Origin of the sequence: Stenotrophomonas maltophilia (genome assembly GCF_002799155.1) — a bacterium.
Lineage (GTDB): Bacteria > Pseudomonadota > Gammaproteobacteria > Xanthomonadales > Xanthomonadaceae > Stenotrophomonas > Stenotrophomonas maltophilia_R.
The window spans coordinates 1589593-1612078 of the sequence record NZ_NERD01000002.1; the positions used below are offsets into that span (position 1 = coordinate 1589593).

Annotated in this window: 21 protein-coding genes; 4 read left to right on the forward strand and 17 right to left on the reverse strand. The window is 66.5% G+C overall.

Annotated elements, in window-relative coordinates:
• Positions 1 to 86: 86 nt before the first annotated feature.
• From fliD to B9Y82_RS08045, 16 genes are all read right to left on the reverse strand, one after another.
• The gene (fliD, locus tag B9Y82_RS07970) at positions 87 to 1505 is read right to left on the reverse strand and encodes a flagellar filament capping protein FliD (RefSeq protein ID WP_100472205.1); all 1419 of its coding nucleotides are present in this window, start codon (positions 1503 to 1505) and stop codon (positions 87 to 89) included.
• A gap of 440 nt (positions 1506 to 1945) precedes the next feature.
• On the reverse strand, positions 1946 to 3124 hold the full coding sequence (locus tag B9Y82_RS07975; RefSeq protein ID WP_100472206.1) for a flagellin: 1179 nt from the start codon (positions 3122 to 3124) through the stop codon (positions 1946 to 1948).
• Positions 3125 to 3210: 86 nt separating this feature from the next.
• Complete coding sequence (locus B9Y82_RS07980; RefSeq protein ID WP_100472207.1) at positions 3211 to 4401, reverse strand: flagellin; 1191 nt, start codon at positions 4399 to 4401, stop codon at positions 3211 to 3213.
• A gap of 72 nt (positions 4402 to 4473) precedes the next feature.
• Positions 4474 to 5694, reverse strand: a complete 1221-nt coding sequence (locus B9Y82_RS07985; protein ID WP_100472208.1) for a flagellin — start codon at positions 5692 to 5694, stop codon at positions 4474 to 4476.
• Between the two features lie 418 nt (positions 5695 to 6112).
• The gene (gene flgL, locus B9Y82_RS07990) at positions 6113 to 7315 is read right to left on the reverse strand and encodes a flagellar hook-associated protein FlgL (protein ID WP_087922486.1); all 1203 of its coding nucleotides are present in this window, start codon (positions 7313 to 7315) and stop codon (positions 6113 to 6115) included.
• On the reverse strand, positions 7312 to 9192 hold the full coding sequence (gene flgK, locus B9Y82_RS07995; RefSeq protein ID WP_100472209.1) for a flagellar hook-associated protein FlgK: 1881 nt from the start codon (positions 9190 to 9192) through the stop codon (positions 7312 to 7314). The genes flgL and flgK overlap by 4 nt, the downstream gene beginning before the upstream one ends.
• An 8-nt stretch (positions 9193 to 9200) precedes the next feature.
• Positions 9201 to 10400, reverse strand: a complete 1200-nt coding sequence (gene flgJ, locus B9Y82_RS08000; RefSeq protein WP_100472210.1) for a flagellar assembly peptidoglycan hydrolase FlgJ — start codon at positions 10398 to 10400, stop codon at positions 9201 to 9203.
• 1 nt (position 10401) lies between these two features.
• Positions 10402 to 11538: a flagellar basal body P-ring protein FlgI gene (locus tag B9Y82_RS08005; protein WP_100472211.1), complete on the reverse strand. Its 1137-nt coding sequence runs from the start codon at positions 11536 to 11538 to the stop codon at positions 10402 to 10404.
• Positions 11539 to 11540: 2 nt separating this feature from the next.
• Positions 11541 to 12233 carry a flagellar basal body L-ring protein FlgH gene (gene flgH / locus B9Y82_RS08010; protein WP_087922490.1) on the reverse strand — a complete coding sequence of 231 codons (693 nt, stop codon included), beginning with the start codon at positions 12231 to 12233 and terminating at the stop codon, positions 11541 to 11543.
• A 22-nt stretch (positions 12234 to 12255) separates the two neighbouring features.
• Entirely contained in the window at positions 12256 to 13041 is a 786-nt protein-coding gene (gene flgG / locus B9Y82_RS08015) for a flagellar basal-body rod protein FlgG (protein ID WP_087922491.1), read from the reverse strand.
• Positions 13042 to 13144: 103 nt separating this feature from the next.
• Positions 13145 to 13894, reverse strand: a complete 750-nt coding sequence (locus B9Y82_RS08020; RefSeq protein ID WP_100472212.1) for a flagellar basal body rod protein FlgF — start codon at positions 13892 to 13894, stop codon at positions 13145 to 13147.
• Positions 13895 to 13926: 32 nt separating this feature from the next.
• A complete protein-coding gene (flgE, locus tag B9Y82_RS08025) occupies positions 13927 to 15150 on the reverse strand; it encodes a flagellar hook protein FlgE (RefSeq protein ID WP_087922493.1) in 1224 nt (407 codons plus the stop codon).
• Positions 15151 to 15182: 32 nt separating this feature from the next.
• Complete coding sequence (locus B9Y82_RS08030) at positions 15183 to 15866, reverse strand: flagellar hook capping FlgD N-terminal domain-containing protein (protein WP_087922494.1); 684 nt, start codon at positions 15864 to 15866, stop codon at positions 15183 to 15185.
• Positions 15867 to 15889: 23 nt separating this feature from the next.
• Positions 15890 to 16297, reverse strand: a complete 408-nt coding sequence (gene flgC / locus B9Y82_RS08035; protein WP_087922495.1) for a flagellar basal body rod protein FlgC — start codon at positions 16295 to 16297, stop codon at positions 15890 to 15892.
• A 3-nt stretch (positions 16298 to 16300) separates the two neighbouring features.
• Positions 16301 to 16696 carry a flagellar basal body rod protein FlgB gene (gene flgB, locus B9Y82_RS08040; protein ID WP_100472213.1) on the reverse strand — a complete coding sequence of 132 codons (396 nt, stop codon included), beginning with the start codon at positions 16694 to 16696 and terminating at the stop codon, positions 16301 to 16303.
• Positions 16697 to 16846: 150 nt separating this feature from the next.
• The gene (locus tag B9Y82_RS08045; RefSeq protein WP_014037130.1) at positions 16847 to 17791 is read right to left on the reverse strand and encodes a chemotaxis protein; all 945 of its coding nucleotides are present in this window, start codon (positions 17789 to 17791) and stop codon (positions 16847 to 16849) included.
• A gap of 143 nt (positions 17792 to 17934) precedes the next feature.
• Between B9Y82_RS08045 and flgA the strand changes: the two genes are divergently transcribed.
• The 4 genes from flgA (at position 17935) to B9Y82_RS08065 (ending at position 20619) form a co-directional block, all read left to right on the forward strand.
• Entirely contained in the window at positions 17935 to 18591 is a 657-nt protein-coding gene (gene flgA / locus B9Y82_RS08050; protein ID WP_100472214.1) for a flagellar basal body P-ring formation chaperone FlgA, read from the forward strand.
• A 75-nt stretch (positions 18592 to 18666) separates the two neighbouring features.
• Complete coding sequence (gene flgM / locus B9Y82_RS08055) at positions 18667 to 18972, forward strand: flagellar biosynthesis anti-sigma factor FlgM (RefSeq protein ID WP_005409579.1); 306 nt, start codon at positions 18667 to 18669, stop codon at positions 18970 to 18972.
• A complete protein-coding gene (locus B9Y82_RS08060; protein WP_014037132.1) occupies positions 18969 to 19307 on the forward strand; it encodes a FlgN family protein in 339 nt (112 codons plus the stop codon). The genes flgM and B9Y82_RS08060 overlap by 4 nt, the downstream gene beginning before the upstream one ends.
• Positions 19308 to 19398: 91 nt before the next feature.
• Positions 19399 to 20619: an ATP-binding protein gene (locus B9Y82_RS08065; RefSeq protein ID WP_100472215.1), complete on the forward strand. Its 1221-nt coding sequence runs from the start codon at positions 19399 to 19401 to the stop codon at positions 20617 to 20619.
• A 94-nt stretch (positions 20620 to 20713) separates the two neighbouring features.
• Here the strand turns inward: B9Y82_RS08065 and B9Y82_RS08070 are convergent, their stop codons facing one another.
• Positions 20714 to 22486, reverse strand: a complete 1773-nt coding sequence (locus B9Y82_RS08070) for an EAL domain-containing protein (RefSeq protein ID WP_100472216.1) — start codon at positions 22484 to 22486, stop codon at positions 20714 to 20716.

A 22486-nucleotide genomic window follows, 5' to 3' on the forward strand; every position in this document is an offset into this window, starting at 1 on the left:
GATCGGTGCCGACGGCGCGGCGATGATTGCTGTTGCGTCCGTTATCGGTGCGTTGCGCGGCAAACTTGAGTGCCGCGCACGCATCGTCAGCGGTTCAACTGTGCCAGCTGCTGCTGCAGCGCGGTATTGCTCTGCTGCAGCTTGCCCATCAGGCTGTCCAGCGCCAGGAACTGTTTCTTGTAGCGCTCTTCCACGCTCTTCATGCGCGTGTCAAGGTCCTTGCGGCGCTTGTCGATGTTGTCCAGCGTGGTGTTCAGGCCCTTGGTACGGGCGACGAACGCGCCCTCCTTGCCGACCGTGGTGCTGACGTAGCCGTCGACCATGGTGTAGAGCGTGCCCGCACCGCCGGTGTCGCCGGTAATTGCCGAGCGGATCTTTTCAGGCTGGCTGGCCAGTGCCGCGGCAAACTTGGTGGTGTCCAGCACCAGGGTGCCGTCGGCGTTGGGATAGCCGCGCGTCTGCAGGCCCAGCACCTTCGGGTCTAGGCCGTCGGCGGATAGTTCCTTCAACACGCCCGACATCACCGAGCGCAGCTGGCTGGAGGCGCCACGCATCTGCGCATCGCCGGTCAAGGTGGCCGCTTCCTTGGTCTTGGCGTCGTACTTGGTTTCGGTATTGATCGCCGCGATCGCCGCGTTGTAGGCGGTCACGAACTCCTGCATGACCTTGGTTGCGGCGGCCGTGTCGGTACTGATCACCACCGTGCTCTTGCCGGGAACCTTGAGGTTCAGGGTCAGGCCCGGCACGGCATCGGTCACCGTATTGCTGGCACTGACCACCTTCACGCCGTCGATGGTCAGTTCGGCGTCCGCTGCAGGCGTGTTCTCTTTCAGGCTGCCGACCAGCGCGCCCAGCTTGGGGTCACTGCCCGCATACTCCAGCTTGATTGCATTGGCGGCACCGGTCTTTTCCTGGGCGATCGACAGGTACTGGTTGTCGCCGGAGCTGATCAGCGTCGCCTGCACGCCTTCCTTGCGGCCCGCGGCATCGATCTTGTTGCGGATGGTGGTCAGCGTGTCGCCGTCCTCCACTGCCACGTTCATGGTCTTGGCCTTGTCGCCAACGCCAACGGTCAGCGTCAAGGTTCCGGCGCCGAAGGTGTCGGTCTTCGGGAACGAGGTGTCGGCAATCAGCTTGTGCGCGGTGGCGAGGGATTTCACTTCCACCTGGTGCGTGCCGTTGGAAGCCGCTGCCTTGGTCGTGCCGAGGTCGTACAGCGCTACCGACGCGGTCAGCACATCGTCGGCATTGTTGGGGCCGGACTTGCCGGTGGCGGTGACGGTGCGGGTGTCGAAGGCCGTGGTGGCCTTGAGCGCGGTCAGCGCGGTCTTCAGCTTGTCGAACGCCGCAGTGACGGTGCCGATCGACGACAGCTGCATCTTGGCCTTGGACTGCTGCAGGTTCAGCGCATTGTCGGCGGGCTTGCGGTCAGCTGCGACCAGCTGGTTGACGATGCTGGAAATATCCAGGCCCGAGCCAATGCCACCGTATCCAAAGTCTGCCACGTCGTTTCTCCTGGTATCCGGGCCTGGCCGCCATGCGGTGGCCCGTCGTCAACGAAAATAGCGGCCTGCGCCGCTGGGTCTTGAGGACTTCGTTGATGCATGTGCCGTGCCAGAGGTCTGGCGCAGGTTCTGGCACGCAGGTTGCAGGAGGGTTGGGGCAGGGTGCGGGTGGGTTCACCGCGGGCTGCCGGGAGTCTGCAAAAAGCCCTCCCCCAATGCAGGGGAGGGATCAGGCTACTGACAATCGGGGGGAGACGAAGCCGCCCGGTACGTACAGTCAAAGGTACAGCGCTGAAAGAGAGGTCCGCAGGAGCGGGCGATGCCAAGCCGGTTCGGGAGTGATCCCGGGCCGGGCATGGCCCGCGCCTTCGTGCATCGTGGCTTCCGGGTTGCCGCTACCGCCGGATTGACCCGACGGTAGCGGCGCTTCTTGCCGTGGATCAGCGCAGCAGGCTGAGCACGCCCTGCGGCACCTGGTTGGCCTGGGCCAGCATGGCCGTACCGGCCTGCTGCAGGATCTGGGTGCGGGTCAGTTCGGCGGTTTCCTTGGCGAAGTCGGTGTCCTTGATGCGGCTGCGCGAAGCCGACAGGTTTTCCGACGAGGTCTGCAGGTTGGCCACGACCGAGGTGAAGCGGTTCTGGATCGCACCGAGGTCGGCGCGGGTGCTGTTGATCGCACCCAGGGCCTTGTCGACCACTTCCAGCGCCTGCTGGGCGCCGAGCACGGTGCTCACGTCCAGCTTCTGCACGTTGGCCGAGGTGTCGGTGCCGGCGGTGTAGGCGCCCGCAGCCGCCGCGGTGCCCCAGGTCTTGGCGGTCGCGTCGTAGTCGCTGCGCATCAGGGCGATATCGGCGGTGGCGACAGCCTTGCCTTCCTTCACCGAGCTCAGCTTCAGGGTGCCGTCGGCATTGGCTTCGGCGTAGATGCCGGCCTCGCCGATCTTGGCGTTGATGGCGGTGGCGACGGCCTTGGAGGCATCCGCCGTGGTGGCGCCGGCCTTCACTTCAACCGTGCCGATGTCCACGCCCATCACAGTACCGGAGAAGCGGGCACCATCGGTGCTGGCAGTCAGGGCGGCAGTGGCGCCGGTGGCGAAGGTCGAGGTGCCCAGCGAGCCGGCCTTGGCATCGATGGTCTTGTCGATGGCGATGGCCTGGCCGGCGTTGGCGCCCACCTGGAACAGCTGGCTGGAGAAGGTGCCGTCCAGCAGCTTGGTGCCGTTGAAGTCCGACTGCTTGGCAACGCGGTCGATTTCCGAGACCAGCTGGGTCACTTCGGCCTGCAGCGCCTTGCGGTCGCTGGCCGAGTTGGTGGCGTTGGAGGCCTGCACCGACAGCTCGCGGACGCGCTGCAGGTTGTTGCCGATTTCGGTCAGCGAGCCTTCGGCGACCTGGGCCAGCGAGATACCGTCGTTGGCATTGCGGATGGCGACGTCGGTACCGCGGATCTGCGTGCCGAAGCGCTCGGAGATCGCCAGGCCGGCGGCGTCGTCCTTGGCGCTGTTGATGCGCGAACCGGAGGACAGGCGCTGGATGGTGGTAGCCAGCGAGCTGCCGCTGGTGCTCAGGTTGCGCTGAGCATTCAGCGACATGGTGTTGGTGTTGATGACTTGTGCCATGGTGCTTTTCCTTTGGCGAAGGTGGAACGTGTTTCAGGATCCGGGCGCCGCGTCACGCGGCGCCCGGGGGTCGATCAGTGAGCGGATCAGCGCAGCAGGCTGAGCACGCCCTGCGGCACCTGGTTGGCCTGGGCCAGCATGGCCGTACCGGCCTGCTGCAGGATCTGGGTGCGGGTCAGTTCGGCGGTTTCCTTGGCGAAGTCGGTGTCCTTGATGCGGCTGCGCGAAGCCGACAGGTTTTCCGACGAGGTCTGCAGGTTGGCCACGACCGAGGTGAAGCGGTTCTGGACCGCACCGAGGTCGGCGCGGGTGCTGTTGATCGCACCCAGGGCCTTGTCGACGATTTCCATCGCCTGCTGGGCGCCCTTCACGGTGCTGACGTCCAGGTTGCTGGCGTACTTCGCAGCCGGCGCTGCAGCAGCGGTGGTGGCGGTGAAGGTCGGCGCGGTGGCGCCGGTCCAGGTGCCCGGAGTCGCGGTGATGGCCTTGAACGAGCCATCGGCGTTGACGCTGTCCTTGACCGAGGTCAGGGTCACGCCGGTGGTGCCGTTCACTTCAGCGTAGACGCCGGTCTCGCCGATCTTGGCGTTGATCGCGGTCACCAGCGCTTCACGCGAGGCCTTGCCGGTGGCAGCAGCATCGGCGCCCTGCTTGACCGAAACATCGGCAATGGCCACGCCGTTGATGGACAGGCCGCTGGTGCTGAAATCAGCGTTGGTGCCCGGGTCGGCCAGGGCCAGCGAGTTGGTGTCGAACTTGGCGCCACCCAGGGCATTGGCCTTGGCATCGATGGTCTTGTCGATGGCGATGGCCTGGCCGGCGTTGGCGCCGACCTGGAACAGCTGGCTGGAGAACGAACCGTCCAGCAGCTTGGTGCCGTTGAAGTCCGACTGCTTGGCGACGCGGTCGATTTCCGAGACCAGCTGGGTCACTTCGGCCTGCAGCGCCTTGCGGTCGCTGGCCGAGTTGGTGGCGTTGGAGGCCTGCACCGACAGCTCGCGGACGCGCTGCAGGTTGTTGCCGATTTCGGTCAGCGAGCCTTCGGCGACCTGGGCCAGCGAGATACCGTCGTTGGCATTGCGGATGGCGACGTCGGTACCGCGGATCTGCGTGCCGAAGCGCTCGGAGATCGCCAGGCCGGCGGCGTCGTCCTTGGCGCTGTTGATGCGCGAACCGGAGGACAGGCGCTGGATGGTGGTAGCCAGCGAGCTGCCGCTGGTGCTCAGGTTGCGCTGAGCATTCAACGACATCGTATTGGTGTTGATGACTTGTGCCATGAGGAGAGGTCCTTGAGCGGTTGCACGTGAGTTGGGTTAGACGCCCCCGACGTGCCCCGGGGGCGGCTCATGTCAGCGCTGCAACAGGCTGAGCACGTTCTGCGGTACCTGGTTGGCCTGGGCCAGCATGGCCGTGCCGGCCTGCTGCAGGATCTGGGTGCGGGTCAGTTCGGCGGTTTCCTTGGCGAAGTCGGTATCGCGGATGCGGCTGCGCGATGCGGACAGGTTCTCCGAGGAGGTCTGCAGGTTGGCCACCACCGAGGTGAAGCGGTTCTGGATCGCGCCGAGGTCGGCGCGGACGCTGTTGACCGATTCCAGGGCCTTGTCGACGATCGACATCGCCTTCTGTGCGCCTTCGGCGGTGGTGACGTTCAGGTCCTTGACGAAGCTGGCCGCTGCACCGGTCAGGGTGCCGCCGTTGGTGCTGGTCTCGGTCAGGCCCAGGCCGGCGATGGTCGCGGCGGTGACACCGGCCGGCGGGGTCGCCGCGCTGACACCCAGGGCGAAGGTCTGGCCATCCTTGACCGAGGCCAGGCTGATGACGCCGGCATTGACCGAGGCAACCACGCCGGTTTCACCCAGCTTGTTGTTGATCGCCGCCGCGGTGGCCGAGGTGATCGACTCGCCGGCCTTCACGGTGAAGTCGCTGATGGTGACCGTGGTGGCGGTGCCGCCCGGCGGGGTCACCGAGACCTGCAGGCCGGAATACGTGGTGTCGGCGGTGGCCTTGTCGGCCGCTGCCAGGCTGGTGCCGGTGTAGCCGTTGGCGAAGGTGGCCGCGCCCAGCGAATCGGCTTTTGCGTTGACCACGCTGTTGATGGCGATGGCCTGGCCGGCGTTGGCGCCCACCTGGAACAGCTGGCTGGTGAAGCTGCCGTCCAGCAGCTTGGTGCCGTTGAAGTCGGCCTGCTTGGCGACGCGGTCGATTTCCGAAACCAGCTGGGTCACTTCCGCCTGCAGGGCCTTGCGGTCGCTGGCCGAGTTGGTGGCGTTGGAGGCCTGCACACCCAGTTCGCGGATGCGCTGCAGGTTGTTGCCCACTTCGTTCAGCGAACCTTCTGCGACCTGGGCCAGCGAGATGCCGTCGTTGGCGTTGCGGATGGCCACGTCCAGACCGCGGATCTGGGTGGTGAAGCGCTCGCTGATGGCCAGGCCGGCCGCGTCGTCCTTCGCGCTGTTGATGCGCAGGCCGGACGAGAGGCGCTGGATGGTGGTAGCGAGCGAGCTGCCGCTGGTGCTCAGGTTGCGCTGAGCGTTGAGCGACATCGTATTGGTGTTGATTACCTGTGCCATGGGGTCGTCTCCTCTTATATGGAACCCGTTGGTGAATGAAACGAAGCGCCGCCTGTTTTTTTGTGTGGCTGTGTGCTTCGCCGTTGCCAAATGAATAACGGCGCTTTGTCAACAACCTTTAGACGTGAATTCCGCTGGAGCAAAAATTCGCTGCCGGAGGCTGTTTTTCCGGGGTTTTCCAGCCTTGGTCGGGCGTGAAGGCGACCCCGGAAGGGGCGGTTGGGCATGCCCAACCAGCGCTGATGAAGGTATCGGCGGGGCAGGGCCGGGCTTGATGGGAAATCACGGAAAATGCACCGGGGCACCTTTCCGGTAGCGCCGTGACACGCCCGGCGAGCGCGAGGGAATGGGCACGCAGGAACGAAAAAGGCCGCGATGCAGGGCATCGCGGCCTTCAGAGGGTGGCGCTTGGGAAGCGTCAGCGGAGCTTGTTGAACAGCGACATCGACTGCATCTGCGAGAAGATCGTCTGTGCCGCCTGCAGCGCGGTGCTCTGCAGCTGGTACTGGCTCAGCGCATCGGCGTAATCCAGGTCGCGCATCTGCGACAGCGTGGTCTTCAGGGTCACGCCATTGGCCTCGCGCATGTCGGCCGCATTGTCCAGGGCCTTCAACTGCGCACCGCCGGCAGCGCGTGAATCGATCATCCGCTCGGAGGCGCGTGCCACGTCGCGCAGTGCACTCTGCAGCTGGTTCTGCTGCGCGGTCATCTGCGCGGTGGTGCCGGTGTCGGCACCCAGCGCTGCCACCAGGTTGTCCATGGTGGCGAAGATGTCGCGGCTGCTGGCGGCCTGCACGCTGAAGCTGTCGCCCGCCGCCGGTGCGCCGGTGATGCGCAGGCGGACACCGTTCACTTCCAGATCGTCGCCGGCCTTGTAGGTGCCGGTGCCGGTCACGTTGCCCGCGCCATCCACCACTTCGTACTGGTTGCCGGTGGTGAAGCGGACGCTGAAGCCCTGGCCGTTCCAGCTGTCGCTGCCGTCGCGGGTGACGTTGGTCAGCACGCCGTTGCCGGTGTTGCCGGCCGCGGCGCTGCCGTCAACGAAGCCATCGCCGGTGGGAATGCGCATGAAGATCTCGCTGCCGGGCAGGGCATCGCGCACATAGGTATCGGGGCCGACTTCGATCTGGCGCTGGGTCTGGTCGCCGCGGTAGACCACCTTGCCGTTGATCTTGGCAAACGGCGGGTCACCGTCGTTGGTGCCGCCGAACACGTAGCGGCCGGTGCCATCGTCGGCGTTGGCCAGCGACAGCAGGCCGTCGCGGATCTGGTTGACCTCGGTGATCAGCGTCTTCTTGTCGGCCGCGCTCAGCGCTGGATTGCTGGCCTGGATGGTCAGATCGTTGACGCGTGCCATCAGGTCGTTGACCTGCGCCAGGGTGTTTTCCTGTACCCCCAGGCGGTTCTGCACGTTGCCGGCGTTGAGCTTCATGCGATCCAGTGCGGCCAGGCTGCGGTCAAGGCCGACCGCGGTACCGGCGGCCACCGGGTCGTCCTTGGCGCTGACGATCTTGCTGCCGGTGGCGATCTGCTGCTCCAGGTGGCTGAGCTTGGCCTGCTTGGCCATCATCAGCGACACGGACTGGTTGAACATCATGCTGGTGGAGATGCGGCTGCTCATCGGCGGACGGCTCCCAGGATGGTCTGGAACATGCTGTCGGCGGTGGAGATCAGCTGCGAGGCGGCCTGGTAGGCCTGCTGCAGCCGCAGCATGTCGGCGGCTTCCTCGTCCAGGTTCACGCCGGACACTTCATCGCGGGCTTCCTGCGCCTTGTCATTGATCACCAGCTGCGCGTCGAGCGAGTACTCGGCCGAGCGCGCGGCGGCGCCAACCTGGGTGGTCAGGCCACCCAGTGCACCGTTCAGTGTCACCGTCCCGGCATTGAACGCCTTTGCGCTTTCCACCTTGGCCAGCTTGGAGGCGTTGCTGTTGTCCGATGAGCCGGCCGGGGTCGGGGTGATGTTGAAGGTATCGCCCACCTTCGGCGCGCCGTCCAGCACGAAGCTCCAGCCGTTGGCACTGATGGTCTGGCCGGGCGTGTAGGTCTGCGGCGGGCCACCGTCGATGGTGTAGGTGGTGGCCGAGGTGAACACGATCGCCGAGGGATTGCGCAGGTTGGCGTTGGTCGAATCGGTGACGGTAACACCGCTCAGCTTGCCGGTCCCGGTGTTGGCGGTGGCGGCCGCGCCCTTCACCGCAGCGGCCGCAGCGATGCGCGACGGATCGGTGATCGCCATTTCCAGGCTGCCGGCCACGCCGGCGGTCGGCTGCAGCAGGAAGCGGTCGTTGGCCGCCGGCGTGCCGCCCACCACCAGCTGCACACCGTTGATCACCAGCGGGTCGGCGGCGGTGCCGGTACCGGTCAGCGGAATGCTGGCGCCGGTGTCGGCACGGCTGGCCTTCCAGTTGGTGCCATCAAATTGCAGCACCACGTTCTGCGCATCCAGCTTGCCCAGGTCGCCATAGGTTGCGCTGAGGCTGGCGGTGCCGGCATTGCTGTTGTTGGCGGTGACACGCGGGTTGCCGATGTTGAAGAAGTCGCCGCCCATCTGGCCATACAGGTCCACGCCCTGGTGGTGCGCCTGGTTGAAGCTTTCGGCCAGGCCCACCGCCAGCTTGCCCAGTTCAGCCTGGGCAGGGGTCAGCACGGTGTCGCGGAACTCCAGCAGGCCGCCGATCTGGCCGCCGACCGCCTTCGGGTCGAGGCGGATGGTGTTGCCCTGGGTTTCCAGTGCCAGCTGCAGGCGCTCGGGCTGGTACGGATCGGCCACGGTGGTGACCTTGGTCGCCGTGGTACCCACCACCAGCGCGTTGCCGCCGGCGGTGTAGACATTCATGATGCCGCCGTCCTGGATCACCGCCGTGCCACCGGTGTAGCCGATCAGCTGGGTGATCAGCTGGTCGCGGCGGTCGAGCAGGTCGGGTGCGGCAGAGGCGATGTTGGTGCCGATGGCGCCGTTGATCTGCGCGATTTCCTGCGCCAGGCGGTTGACCTCGGTGGCACCGGCCAGCAGGCCGTTGTTGACCTCGCTGTTGAGGTTGTTCAGGTGCGTGTTGAGCTGCACGAAGCGGTTGGCCAGGGCCTTGCCGCCGTCGAGCATGTTCTGGCGGTCGGCGGTGCCGGCCGCGTTGGACGACAGTCCGCTGACCGAATCGAAGAAGTTCGACCAGACGCCGGCCACGTTGGTTGCCGCATCGGAGAACAGGGCATTGACCCGGTCGGCCATGCCCGATAGCTGCTTCAGGCGCGCCAGCTCACCGCTGCTGTCGAGCAGGCGCGAGATCGCCAGCTGGTCGGCCGTGCGGCGGATATCAGTGATGCGGGTGCCATTGCCGACCGTGCCATAGCCGTAGTTCTGTGGATCGGCGGTGGCGAAGTTGACCTTCTGCCGGCTGTAGCCGGGCGTATTGAGGTTGGCCACGTTGTGGCTGGTGGTCGCCAACGCACGCTGGAAGGCGAGCAGGGCACCGGTACCGGTGGAAAGTACGCTGGACATGGTGTTCCTCAACGACGAGTGATACCCAGCGCCGCGGTCGCGGTGCTGGCGAAGGTCTGGCCAAGGCGCGAGCCGGCGTCGGCCACGGCGGCGACGGCGCGCTCGATGGTCGGGCCACCGGCGATCGCGGCGATCTTGGCGGCGTAGCGCGGATCGGTGGCATAGCCGGCGCGCTGCAGGCCACGGGCGAAGCCCTGCACGTCGGTGCCGGCCTGCAGGGCCTGCTGGTAGCGCGGGCTGGTCTTCAGCAGGCGCACGTAGTCGGCGAAGCTTTCGGCCGGCGAGCTGTAGGCGCGGAAGCTGGCGGTCTCGTTGCGGCGCACGCCATCCACATACTCATGGGTGCCGGACGTGGCGCGCTGGCCGTTCCAGCCATTGGCCTTGATGCCGAACAGGTTGTGCGAGGTGCTGCCGTCGGCATGCTTGATGTGCCGCTTGCCCCAACCGGTTTCCAATGCCGCCTGGGCGACGAGCGCACGGGCGTCCACGCCCAGTTCCCTGGCCGCGCTCTGTGCGTGCTGCCAGATGCTGGCGACGAAACCTTCCGGCGTGTGCGCGCCCAGCTGGGCGACGGCGGTGCGGGTCGCCATCGCATCGGCCGGGCTCATGGCCGTACCGCGATTGCTGGCCGTCGCCGACCACTGGTCGCTGTTGGCGGACCAGTCCTCGCCCTGCAGGTTGCCGATATATGGATCCTCGGTGCCCAGCGAGCGGTGCAGGCTGCTGCTTTCGCGGCCGGCGATCAGGTCCAGTGCCTGCTCCATCGGTGCCAGCGCGGCCTGTGCGCCGTGCTGTGCGCCGGCTGCCATCTGCTGCAGCATGCGCACGGCCTGGCTGCCATCTTCCAGCGGCAGCGACGGTGCGGGCTTTGCCGGCGCGTTGAGTTGATAGGCGCGGCTGGCCTTGGCCGGGTCCACGCGCGTGTCCAGCGCCGGGCCGTCGGCGGTCTGACCGGACAGCTGGCGGGTGATCATGCCGGACAGGCCCAGACCCTTGCCGCGGGTCATGGCCTCGGCGATCTTCTGGTCATACATGTCGCGGAACATCTTGTTCTCGCCGGGAAACAGCGAGTCGCCGAAGCTGGCATCGCGCATGCTCTTGACCAGCATCTGTGCGAACTGGCCTTCCAGCTGGCGCGCGACCTTGTCGATCCTGGCCGGGTCGTTCTGCTGCGCCGGGTGCAGATCAAATGCGGGATTGATGCGCATGTCAGATCACCTCGAGCTCGGCGCTCAGTGCACCGGCCTGCTTCAGGGCTTCCAGGATCGCGATCAGGTCGCCCGGTGCCGCGCCCACGGCGTTCACCGCGTGCACGATCTCGTCCAGGGTGGTGCCGCCGCTGAACTTGAACATGCGGCTGCCATCGTTGGTGGCGGTAATGGTCGACTGCGGGCTGGCCACGGTACGGCCGCCGGACAGGGCATTGGGCTGGCTGACGTTGGTGTTTTCCTGGATCGTCACCGTCAGCGAACCATGCGAGATGGCGGCCGGGCCGACCCGTACCTGCTGGCCGATGACCACGGTGCCGGTGCGCGAATTGACCACTACCTTGGCCGGGGCGCTGCCCGGGGTCAGCTCCAGGTTCTCGATGCGCGCCAGCAGGCCGATGCGTGCGCCGGGGTCGGTCGGCGCTGTGACCGCCACGGTCACGCCATCAACCGCGCGCGCGGCGCCTTCGCCGAACGCGTTGTTGAGCGCGGCGACCATGCGCGAGACTGTAGTGAAATCGTTGTTGTGCAGGTTCAGGGTGATGTCGCCGCCATTGGCGAGCGGATCGGGCAGGGCACGTTCAACGGTGGCGCCATTGGGGATGCGACCGACGCTGGGCACGTTCACCGAGACGCGCGAGCCATCCTTGCCCTGCGCGCCAAAGCCGCCCACGATCAGGTTGCCCTGCGCGATGGCATAGATCTGCCCGTCGGCGCCGCGCAGCGGGGCCATCAGCAGCGAGCCACCGCGCAGTGACACCGCGTTGCCGATCGAGGACACGGTGATGTCGATCGGCTGGCCCGGCTTGGCGAACGGCGGCAGCTCGGCATGGATCGCCACGGCTGCCACGTTCTTCAGCTGCGGGTTGACGTTCGCTGGCACGTTCACGCCCAGCTCGCCGAGCAGGTTCTTCAGGCTCTGCACGGTGAAGGGTGCCTGGCTGGTGCGGTCGCCGCTGCCGTCCAGGCCGACCACCAGGCCGTAGCCCACCAGTGCATTGCCGCGCACGCCACCGACCTGGGCCAGGTCCTTGATGCGTTCGGCGCTGGCCGGGGCTGCCATTGCCAGCAGCATCAGTGCGACGAACGACGCCACGCGGCGCTGCCAGGAAGAAGAGAGGAAGAGTTTCATGGCCATGCTCAGAACGGCGTCAGGCCGGAGTTGAAGAAGCGGCTCAGCCAGCCCATTGCGTTGGACTGCGCGACCGGGCCGCGGCCGCCATAGACGATGCGGGCTTCGGCCACGCGACTGGAAGGAATGGTGTTGTCCTGGCTGATGTCACCGGGGCGCACGATGCCCTGCACCTGCACCAGTTCATCGCCCTGGTTCAGGCGCAGGTTCTTCTGCCCCTGTACCACCAGGTTGCCGTTGGGCAGGCGCTGGATCACCGTGACCGTGACGTTGCCCTGCAGGCGGTTGCTCTGCGCGCTGTTGCCCTTGCCGGTGAAGTCACGCGCGCCCTTGGCCGTGGCACTCAGGATGTCCTTGCCGCCCAGGGTGACCGGAGCGCCGAGGATGGACGGGGTGCCCAGGCTCAGGTTGGATTCCTTGTTGGTGGCGGTGTTGGCACTGGTCTGCGCGGTGGTGTTTTCCAGCAGGGTGATGGTCAGCAGGTCGCCGACGTCGCGCGCGCGGCGGTCCGAGTACAGCTGCAGGGTCGGGCCGGCGGCGTAGATCGCGCCGGCGGTCGGCGCGGCCTGCGGCGGCATGATCGGCTGGATCGGCGCCATCGCCGGATAGGGGCGCACGTCGCCCGCGATCACGCAGCCACCGAGCAGGGCGGGCACGACGCAGGCAAGGGCAGTGCGGGTGAGTTTGAAGAAGGGCGACATGGCGGGTTCCCGGTTGGGCCGGTCAGATCTTGTTGTTGAGGTAGCCGAGCATCGAGTCGGTGGTGGAGATCGCCTTGGCATTCATCTCGTAGGCGCGCTGGGTTTCGATCATCGACACCAGCTCTTCGACCACATTGACGTTGCTGCCTTCCAGCGCACCCTGTACCACGGTGCCGAGGCCGTTCAGTCCGGGGTTGCCGTTCTGCGCCGGGCCCGATGCGGTGGTTTCCAGGAACAGGTTCTCGCCGCGTGCCTGCAGGCCGGCCGGGTTCACGAAGTCGGTCAGGGTCAGCGCGCCCACTTCCACCGATGCGGCGTCGTCGGCCATCTTCACGCTGATGGTGCCGTCGCTGCCGATGGTGACCGACTGCGCGCCCTCGGGAATCTGGATGCCCGGCTGCACCGGGTAGCCGCTGTTGGTGACCAGCTCGCTGTCCTGGTTGATCTTGAACGAGCCATCACGGGTATAGGCCGAGCTGCCATCCGGCATCTGCACTTCGAAGAAGCCGCGGCCGTTGACCATCACGTCCAGCGCGCGGCCGGTCTGCTGCTGGCCACCCTGTTCGAAATTCTTGGCGGTGGCGACCACGCGCACACCGGTACCCAGCTGCAGGCCGGTCGGCAGCTGGGTCTGCGCCGACGAAGAGCCGCCGGGCTGGCGCACCTGCTGGTACAGCAGGTCCTCGAAGCTGGCACGGTCCTGCTTGAAGCCGGTGGTGTTGGTGTTGGCGAGGTTGTTGGAAACCACCGACATGCGCATCTGCTGCGCATCCAGTCCGGTTTTCGCGATCCACAATGCCTGGTTCATCTTCGGTGTCCTGTCTGGGTGAAGCCGGCCGCGCGATGCGGCCCTTGGTAGCGGGTGTGCAAGCGGTGTGCCAGCGCCGCGCCCGGGCGGCGCCGGAATTCCGTCAGCTGCCCAGGCGCAGCAGGCTGTTGGCACTGCGCGCGTTGTCGTCGCCGTGCTTGATCACCTGCACCTGCATTTCGTACTGGCGCTGCAGCTGGATCATCTGCACCAGTGCACCGGCGGCATCGACGTTGCTGCCTTCCAGCTGGCCGCTGTGCACGGCGGTGCCCTGCGCCGGGGCGAACGGCTGGCGCGGATCGGTGTTGCGGAACAGGCCATCCAGGCCACGCTCGAGGCGCTCGTCCGGTGCCTGCACCACCTTGATCCGGCCGATCTGCGCCATCGTCTGCGGGCCTTCGCCCTGCGGGATGATCGAGATCGTGCCGTCGCCGCCGATCTCCATCGCCTGGTAGGGGGGAATGGCGATCGGGTTGTTGTTGTCATCCAGTACCGGGCGGCCGCCGGAGGTCACCAGCTGGCCGTTGGGTGTCACCGACAGCGCCGCGCCGCGCGTGTACGCTTCGCTGCCGTCGCTGGCCTGCACCGCCAGCCAGGTGCCGCTCTGCAGGGCAAGGTCCAGCGGCTTGCCGGTGATGTGCTGCGCGCCGGGCCGGCGGTTGAAGCCGGCGTCGACGTGCAGCGCATCCACCCGCGAGGCAAAGCCCGGGCCCTTGATCGGGAAGGCTTCGGTGTTGGCCAGCGCTTCCTTGAAGCCAGGGGTGTCCGAGTTGGCGAGGTTGTGGCTGAGCGTTCCCTGCGCCTGCAGGGAGGCGCGGGCACCGGTCATCGCCACGTAAAGGGCTTTATCCATGCGGGGAGTTCCGTGACAGGGTCAGCCGCTCATCAACGGATGTTGATGACGGTCTGGGTGATCTGGTCCTGGGTGGTGATCATCTGCGCGTTGGCCTGGAAGTTGCGCTGCGCGGTGATCATGTTGACCAGCTGCTCGGTGAGATCGACGGTGGACGCTTCCAGCGAGCCGGCCTGGATCTTGCCGAGGTTGGAGGTGTCCGGCATGCCGGTGCGCGGCGTGCCCGATTCGAAGGTCTCCACCCACAGGTTGTTGCCCTTCGATTCCAGGCCCTGCGTGTTGTTGAAGGTGGTCAGTGCGACCTGGCCCAGCGGCTTGTCGTCGCCGTTGGAATAGCGGGCGTAGACCACGCCGGATTCGGACACGGTCACTTCGTTGAGCTTGCCCGCGGCGTAGCCGTCCTGCTGGGTGTTGCGCAGCGCGAACTTCTCGCCGTACTGGGTCGAGCCACTGATATCCAGCGTCATGTTCAACTGGCCGGCACCGGTGGTCGGGGTGAAGGTGCCGAGGCTGACCTTGCCGTCGGCCGGTGCGACCAGCTTGCCGCTGTTGTCGAAGGTGACCGGGGTGGGTGCGCCTGCCGGCTGGCCATCGACGTAATTGCGCACGGTCCATTCGTTGGGGTTGGCGCCTTTCACGAAGTACGAGACCTGGATGTGGCTCACGCCCAGCGAGTCGTACACGGTAATGCCACCGCTGGAGTGGTTGTAGCTGTTCGAATCGGTCGGGTCGAAGGTCGCCACCGTCGGTTGCTTGGCGTTGGCCGGCAGGGTGAAGCCAACCTTCACTTCGCTGGTCTGCTTCGGCGGGCTGTCGGTGGTCAGCAGCTGCAGGTCGACCAGCCGGCCGGCATCGAAGTTGGTGCCATCGGCGTTCGGCGCGAACACCTGCAGGCGCGCGCCCTGCGGGTTCACAACATAGCCGGCCGAGTCGGTCTGGAAGTTGCCGGCACGCGAGTACACGCGCGAACCATTCATGTTCATGGTGAAGAAGCCTTCACCGGAAATGGCCATGTCCAGGCTGCGCCCGGTCTGCTCGTTGTGGCCCTGGATGAACTGCTGGGCGACGTTGGAAACACGCACGCCCGAGCCGGTCTGGTTCTTCGACAGGCCGTAGCTGGTCGAAGCGAACAGATCGGCGAACTCCGCGCGCGACTGCTTGAAGCCGGTGGTGTTTACATTGGCGACGTTGTTGGCGGTGACGCTCAGGTCGGTGTTGGCGGCATTGATGCCGGACAGCGAGACATTGAAGCCCATGGGATGCTCCTGGTTGATGCGGAATGTGCGGCTCAGCTGACGCGGAGCACGTAGTCGATCGGGGCCGTGCCCAGGCCCTTGAGGTTCAGGTACAGGCCGTCGGAACCGACGGTCACGCTTTCCACCGGCGCCTGCACGTAGGTGGACAGCTTGGTGCTCTTGCCAGCGGTGTCGACGTGGTTGGCGACGATGGAATACTTGCCCGGTTCCATGCGCTTGCCGTTGGCATCCTTGCCATCCCACTGGAAGGCGGTCTCGCCGGCGGCCTTGGCTTCCACGCTCAGCGAGGTGACCTTGGCGCCGTTGGCGTCGGTGATGTCCACGGTGATGATGCCGGCCGACGGCGCGGCCACCGTGCCTTCAACGCTGCCTTCCTTCTCCAGCACCAGTTTCTCCGAAGGCACTAGCACCTGGTGGCCGACCAGCGCCGCACCACGCAGCACCTGGTCGCTGGCCATCGATTCCTGGAAGCCCTTCACCGTCTTGTTCAGATCGGTGATGCCTTGCACAGTGGACATCTGCGCCATCTGCGCGACCATCTGCGTGTTGTCCATCGGCTTCAGCGGATCCTGGTGCTGCAGCTGCTCGGTCATCAGGCGCAGGAAGTCGGCCTGGTCAAGCGTGTTCTTCTTTTTCGTGGCATTGCTGTTGGGGGCATTCAGGCCCAGCGCGGAATAGACGTCCTGGCTGGTCTGGTTGTTGACGGCGGTGGTCATGGCGGTGTCCGGTGCTGCGGGCCTCAGCGGCCCATGGTCAGGGTGGCCAGGGCCAGTTCCTTGGCGGTGGTCAACATCTCCACGCCGGCCTGGTAATTGCGCGAGGTCGAGATCAGGTTGACCATCTGCGCCACCGGATCGACGTCGGGCTGGTAGATGTAGCCATCGGCGTCGGCCAGCGGATGGCCCGGCTCGTAGCGCTTGATCGGCGCGGCCTCGCTCTGGCTGATCTCCTTCACCTTCACAGAGGTGATGTTCGGATCGTTCCTGCTGGTGACGGCCTGGAAAATCGGTTCCAGCGGCTTGTACACGGCGTCGGCGGAACCGGCGACGGTGTCGGCGTTGGAGAGGTTGGAGGCGATGGTGCTCATGCGCACCGACTGCGCCTGCAGCGCGGAGCCGGCGATATCGAAGATCGGCAGGTTGCTCATGGCTTATTGCCCCGTGATCGCGGTCAGCATGGAACGCACCTTGCTCTCGACGAAGCTGAGCGAGGCGCGGTATTCCAGTGCGGCGCGACCATAGGCGGCACGCTCGGCATCGGGGTCGACGGTGTTGCCGTCCAGGCTGGGCTGCACGCCTTCGCGCGTGATCTGGAACGGGTTCAGGCCACTACTGATCTTGTAGTGCTGCTCATGGGTGGTGGCCATCAGGCCGTTGGCATCCTGCCCCTGGGCGTGGCGCAGGGCGGCATCGAAGTCCAGGTCCTGGGCCTTGTAGCCGGGCGTGTCGGCATTGCCGAGGTTGCTGGCGATCAGCTTCATCCGCTGTTCGCGCAACGGCATGGCCTGGGCGTGGACGCCCAGGTAGTCGGTAATCAGGTTGCGCACGGTGCACTCCCACGGGAACGTTGCCCGGGAAGCTGCAAGGGGTGTGCCAAAGGCGTGGGGTCAGATCCCCCGCAGGGGCTCTGACCCCGTGGTCGACACGTTGCGATGCGGGATCGGAGCCCGTTCCGGGTTCCGACCCCGCGGCCGGCCTTACGCCGCCAGCGCCACCTTGCGCAGGCGGTCCAGCACGAAATCGGCCAGTTCGTGCGGCGAGTACTTGGCGACGAAGGCATTGGCGCCCACGCGCTCGACCATGGCGTTGTTGAAGACGCCCGACAGCGAGGTGTGCAGCAGCACGTACAGGCCGGCCAGGCCCGGGTGGCGCCGGATTTCCGTCGTCAGCGTGTAGCCATCCATGGCCGGCATCTCGATGTCGGAGATGACCATGGCGTAGCGCTCGGCCGGGTTCTCGCCCGAGGCGTGGACCTGCAGCAGGTGGTCCAGCGCCTGCTTGCCGTCGGAAAGCAGGGTGGCACCCACGCCCAGCTGGTCCAGCACGCTGCGGATCTGCTGGCGGGCCACGCGCGAGTCGTCCACCACCAGCACCTGCAGCTGCGGGCCGTCGGCGGGCATGGCCATCGCCGGGTCGAGTACCGCTTCACCGCGCACCTGGGCGATATCGGCCAGCACGCTTTCAACGTCGATCACCTGGATCAGCTCACCCTGGAAGCGGGTCACCGCGGTCAGGTAGCTCGACTCGGCGCCCAACTCCGGCGGCGGGTGGATGTCTTCCACCGCGATGTTGACGATGCGCTCCACGCCGCTGACCAGGAAGCCCTGGATCGAACGGTTGAATTCGGTGACCACCAGGTAGCCCGGCGAGGTGTCCGCATCGGGCTCGCGCTCGGGGTGGCCGATCGCCAAGCCCAGGTCCAGCACCGGTACCGAGCGGCCGCGCACGTCGGCAACGCCGGAGAACTGGCTGGGCAGGCCGGGCACCTGGAACAGCTCGGGCCGCCGCAGGACTTCCTGAACCTTGAAGACATTGACGCCAAAAAGCTGACGTCCGCCGAGACGGAACAGCAGCAGCGCCAGGCGGTTGTGGCCGGCCAGTCGGGTCCGCTGGTCGATCCGGTTGAGCAGGTCATGGGACATGGCTGCTGTATCGGCGTGGGGGGGGCGGAACTTGAGCGCTTTTGTGGTGTCGAGCATGGCTCGACTCCACAAAAGGCGGCCCCTCGGTCTGGCACACCCCTTGCACGCACCAGGGCCAGGTCTTGCCGATTGAAGGAGGCGCCATGCGCCGGGTCACATCTCTATTCGCCATCGCGCTCGCCGTGGCTGCGCCATGGGCGAGCGCTGCGGACTGGCAGCCGGTGGCCAGCATCCGCACCGCGGCGCTGTCGACGCTGCCGGCGGGCAGTGAAGGCGAAGCGCAGGTGGCCGATGCGCTGCGCCTGGCGAAATGTGGCGGCGCGTTGCAGGTGCAACCCACCGCCAACACCACGGTGGAGGTCAGCTGTCCCGATGCGGGCGGCTGGCGCCTGTTCGTGCCGGTGAAGGTACGACGCAACCAGACCGTGCTGGTGCTCAACCGTGGAATCGGTACTGGAGAAACCCTCACTGCCGCCGATATCACCACTGCCCAGCGTGACGCCGCCCGGATTGCCGGCGCGGTGCTGGCCGATCCCAATGCAGCGATCGGTCGCATCGCCCGCCGTCCGTTGCAGGCCGGAGCCCTGCTGTCGAACAACGACCTGGTGGTCCAGCGTCTCATCAAGCGAGGAGACAATGTGGCCCTGGTGTCGCGTCGCGGCTCGGTCGAGGTCCGCATCGCCGGTCGTGCGATGGGTGATGCAGGTGAGAACGAACGGGTCTCGGTCGAGAACCTTTCCTCGCGACGGATCGTGCAGGGCACGGTCGATGCCGCAGGTGACGTAATCGTGGCGCGTTGAATTACCGCAGAATATCCCTAAAGATCACGGCCCTGCGGCCGTTATCCCTTGTGAACGGCAACTCCAGGACACCCCATGAGCCAGAAAATCGACGGCAACCTGCAGGTCCCCCAGGCACTGCGCAGTGTGACGACCCCGGCCAACAAGCCCGGCGTCAGCACCGATGCGGCGGCGCGCCCGGTCGAGGCGGCCGACAGCCTGCGCCTGACCGGCGAGGCCACCAATCTGCAGGCCATCGAGCGTGAGCTGACCACCGCCCCGGCGATCGACGCCCAGCGCGTGGCAGCTGTGCGCGAGTCGCTGCAGAACGGCACCTACAAGATCAATCCGGACGCGATCGCATCGCGCATGCTCGATCTGGACCAGCAGCTGCACGGATGACTGCGGCAATGAGCGAGCCGCTGCAGCGTCTCGCCCAGGCCCTGGACGTTGAGCGCCAGGCCCTGGTCGAGCACGACGTGCACGCCCTGATCCGGGCTACCGGCGCCAAGCTGGAAGCGCTGCGTGCGCTGGAAGGCGCGCCACCGGTGGGCGAGGGCGAACAACTGCAGGAACTGGCCGAGCGCAACCGTGCCAACGGCGTGCTGCTGTCGCGCCGCCGCCGCGAGGTGAACTGGGCACTGCGCCAGCTCGGCCGCACCGAAGACGCCTCGGCCTACGACGCCAAGGGCCAGTCGCATACGGTCAGCATCGGACGGCCGCTCGCCGTCGCCTGACGCGACGGCGGTCGCACAACCCCATCAAGCGGGCTGAAGCCCGCTGCACGACCGCGTATATTGGGCGCCTGTTCGAACGCCCCGAGTCGCCGTGTCCGCTGCCAACGCCCTGGTTACCGCCCCCCTTCCGCCACAGCCGGTGCTGCAGGCCCTGCTTGAGCGCCTGCGCGAAGGGCTGCTGCTGTTCACCGAGGACGGGCAGGTGGCCCTGGCCAATCCGGCCGCGCAGAACCTGCTGGCCGGTGGCGAGGAGGGCGGACTGCCGCCGCCGCAGCGCCTGCGCGAACTGCTGCCGCCCGACGCACTGGAGCAGGCCCGCCAGCATGGCCACTGGAATGGCAGCCTGCCGCTGGGCGAGGGCGTGGTCATCGCCCACCTGTACCACCATGGCCCGATCGGCCAAGGCCATTTCCTCGCCCTGTTCCGCCACATTGAAGGGCAGGAAGACTACGAACGCGAACTGCAGCAGCGCCACGCCGAGCTGCGCCAGGCCTACCTGCGCCTCAATGGCACCCAGGAAAAGCTGCTGCAGTCCGAGAAGATGGCCTCGATCGGCCAGCTGGCCGCCGGCGTCGCGCATGAGATCAACAACCCGATCGGTTACGTGCACTCCAACCTGGGCAGCCTGCAGGAATACCTGCGAAGCCTGTTCACCGTCATCGAAGCCTACGAGCGCGCCCTGCGCGCGCCGGACCCGAAGGCGCTGATTCCGGAGATCGACGACATCCGCGACCGCCTGGACATCGATTTCATCAGCCGCGATCTGCCGCAGCTGATGGCCGAGTCGCGCGAAGGCATCGAACGGGTGACGCGTATCGTGCGCGACCTGAAGGACTTCTCGTACTCGGGCCGCGACGAGTCGTGGAAGCTGGTCGACCTGCACGCGGGCCTGGAATCGACCATCAACATCATCTGGAACGAACTCAAGTACAAGGTCACCCTGGTGCGCGAGTTCGGCCAGTTGCCGCTGGTGGAGTGCCTGCCGTCGGAGTTGAACCAGGTCTACATGAACCTGCTGCTCAATGCCGGCCATGCCATCGCCGAACGCGGCACGATCACCGTGCGCACCGGCGTCGACGGCGATCACGTATGGGTCGAATTCGAAGACACCGGCGGCGGCATCTCGCCGGAACTGCGCCAGCGCATCTTCGATCCGTTCTTCACCACCAAGCCGGTGGGCAGTGGCACCGGCCTGGGCCTGTCGATCTCCTACAGCATCATCAACAAGCACCACGGCCGCATCGACCTGGACAGCACCCCGGGCGTGGGCTCGCGCTTCCGCGTGGTGCTGCCGGTGAAGCAGCCGCGCTGACCGCACCTGGTAGTGCCGGCCGCTGGCCGGCAACCTCATCCCACCAGGTACCGCAGAGCAGCCGGCCGGCGGCCGGCTCTACCGGACGGGACCCTCACCGCGGCGGCCGATCCTCGCCACCATCCCCGGCGTCCACCGGCGCCGGGCCGGCATTGCTGCGGCGCTGTTCCTCGTAGGTGCGGAACGCCTGGTGGATGTGCTTGCGCAGCTCGTCGTCGTTCCACGGCTTGGTCAGGAAGCGGTAGATCGCGCCGCGGTTGATCGCATCGGTCACCGTGTTCAGATCGGTGTAGCCCGACAGCACCAGGCGGATCGTGTCCGGGTAGAGCATCTTCACCCGGCCCAGGAATTCGGTGCCGCTCATGTCGCTCATGCGCTGGTCGGACAGAATCACTTGCACGTCGTTGATCGCCAGCAGATCAAAGGCATCACGCACGTTGCCGGCCGCCAGGATGCGGTAGCCGTCGCGGCGGAACAGGCGCACCAGCGAGCGCAGAACGTTTTCCTCATCGTCCAGCAGCAGCAGCGTCCGGTCCGGGCGCGTTTCGGCGAAGGCCTCCGGGCGCAGGTAGCGGCGGCGCAACGTCATGCCGGCGGCATCGGCCGACATCGGTTCACCGAACAGGTAGCCCTGGAATACATCGCAGTCGTTGCGGCGCAGGAAGCCCAGCTGGGCCTGCGACTCCACGCCGTTGGCGATCACGGTCATGCCCAGCTGGTGGCCCATGGCAATGATCGCGCGCGCGATGGCGGCCTCGCGGTTGCCGGCCGGCGCACTCTTGATGAAGCTGCGGTCGATCTTCAGCTTGTCCACCGGGTAGCGCACCAGTGCGCTGAGGCTGGAGTCGCCGGTGCCGAAGTTGTCCAGGCTCAGGCTGATGCCTTCGTTGCGAAGGTTGGCCAGCGTCTCATGGACGAAATTGACGTTGTTGGTCAGCGCACTCTCGTTGATCTCCAGCGTCAGCATGTGCGCCGGCACGCCCGCAGCCTGCATCAGCGACATCACCTCGGCGAAGAAGTTCGGCCGCAGCAGTTGCAGGGTAGATACGTTCACCGCGATGGTGAAGTCATCGAAGCCCTGGTCGCGCCAAAGCCGCGCCTGCTTCAGCGCGCCTTCCAGCACCCAGGTGCCGATCTGCACGATGATGCCCAGCCGCTCGGCGGTGCGCATGAAGCGTTCCGGCACCAGCATGCCCAGGGTGGGCGACTGCCAGCGCAGCAGCGCCTCCATGCCCACCACATGGCCATCGCGCGCACTCACCAGCGGCTGGTAGCGCAGCTTCAGCTCGCCATTGGGGATGGCATCGACGATCTGGCGGGCGATGATGCTTTCGCTGTGCGCGCTCGGCGGAGTGTCCACCGCATGGATGCGCACCGCATTGCCGCCTTCGCGGGCGGCCTGGTACAGCGCATCTTCCGCATGGTCGAGCAGGCGTGAGGCACTGCTGGCATGCTCCGGGCACAGGCTCACGCCCAGCTTGCCGGTCATGAACAGCGTGTACGGCAGCACCGACAGTGGCAGCTCCATCTGCTGGCGGATCTCTTCGGCGAAATCCTCCGGCAGCGGCAGGTCTGCGGTGCGTGGCACCGCGATCAGGAACTCGTCGCTGCCATGCCGCCACAGCTTGCCGCGACCGCGCAGGTAAGACTGCAGGCGTTGCGCGACCAGCACCAGCGCCTGGTCGCCCACTTCGGCGCTCATGTTCTCGTTGACCGATGCGAAGTGGTCGATGTCCACGTGCATCAGCATCAGCGCGATGCCGCCGGAGGCTGCCTCGGCAACCATGGCCTGCAGCTCGGGGTTGCCGGCGCCAAGGCGGTCGGGGGCATCGTCGATGCTGACCGGGGGCAGGTTCGGATTCCACAT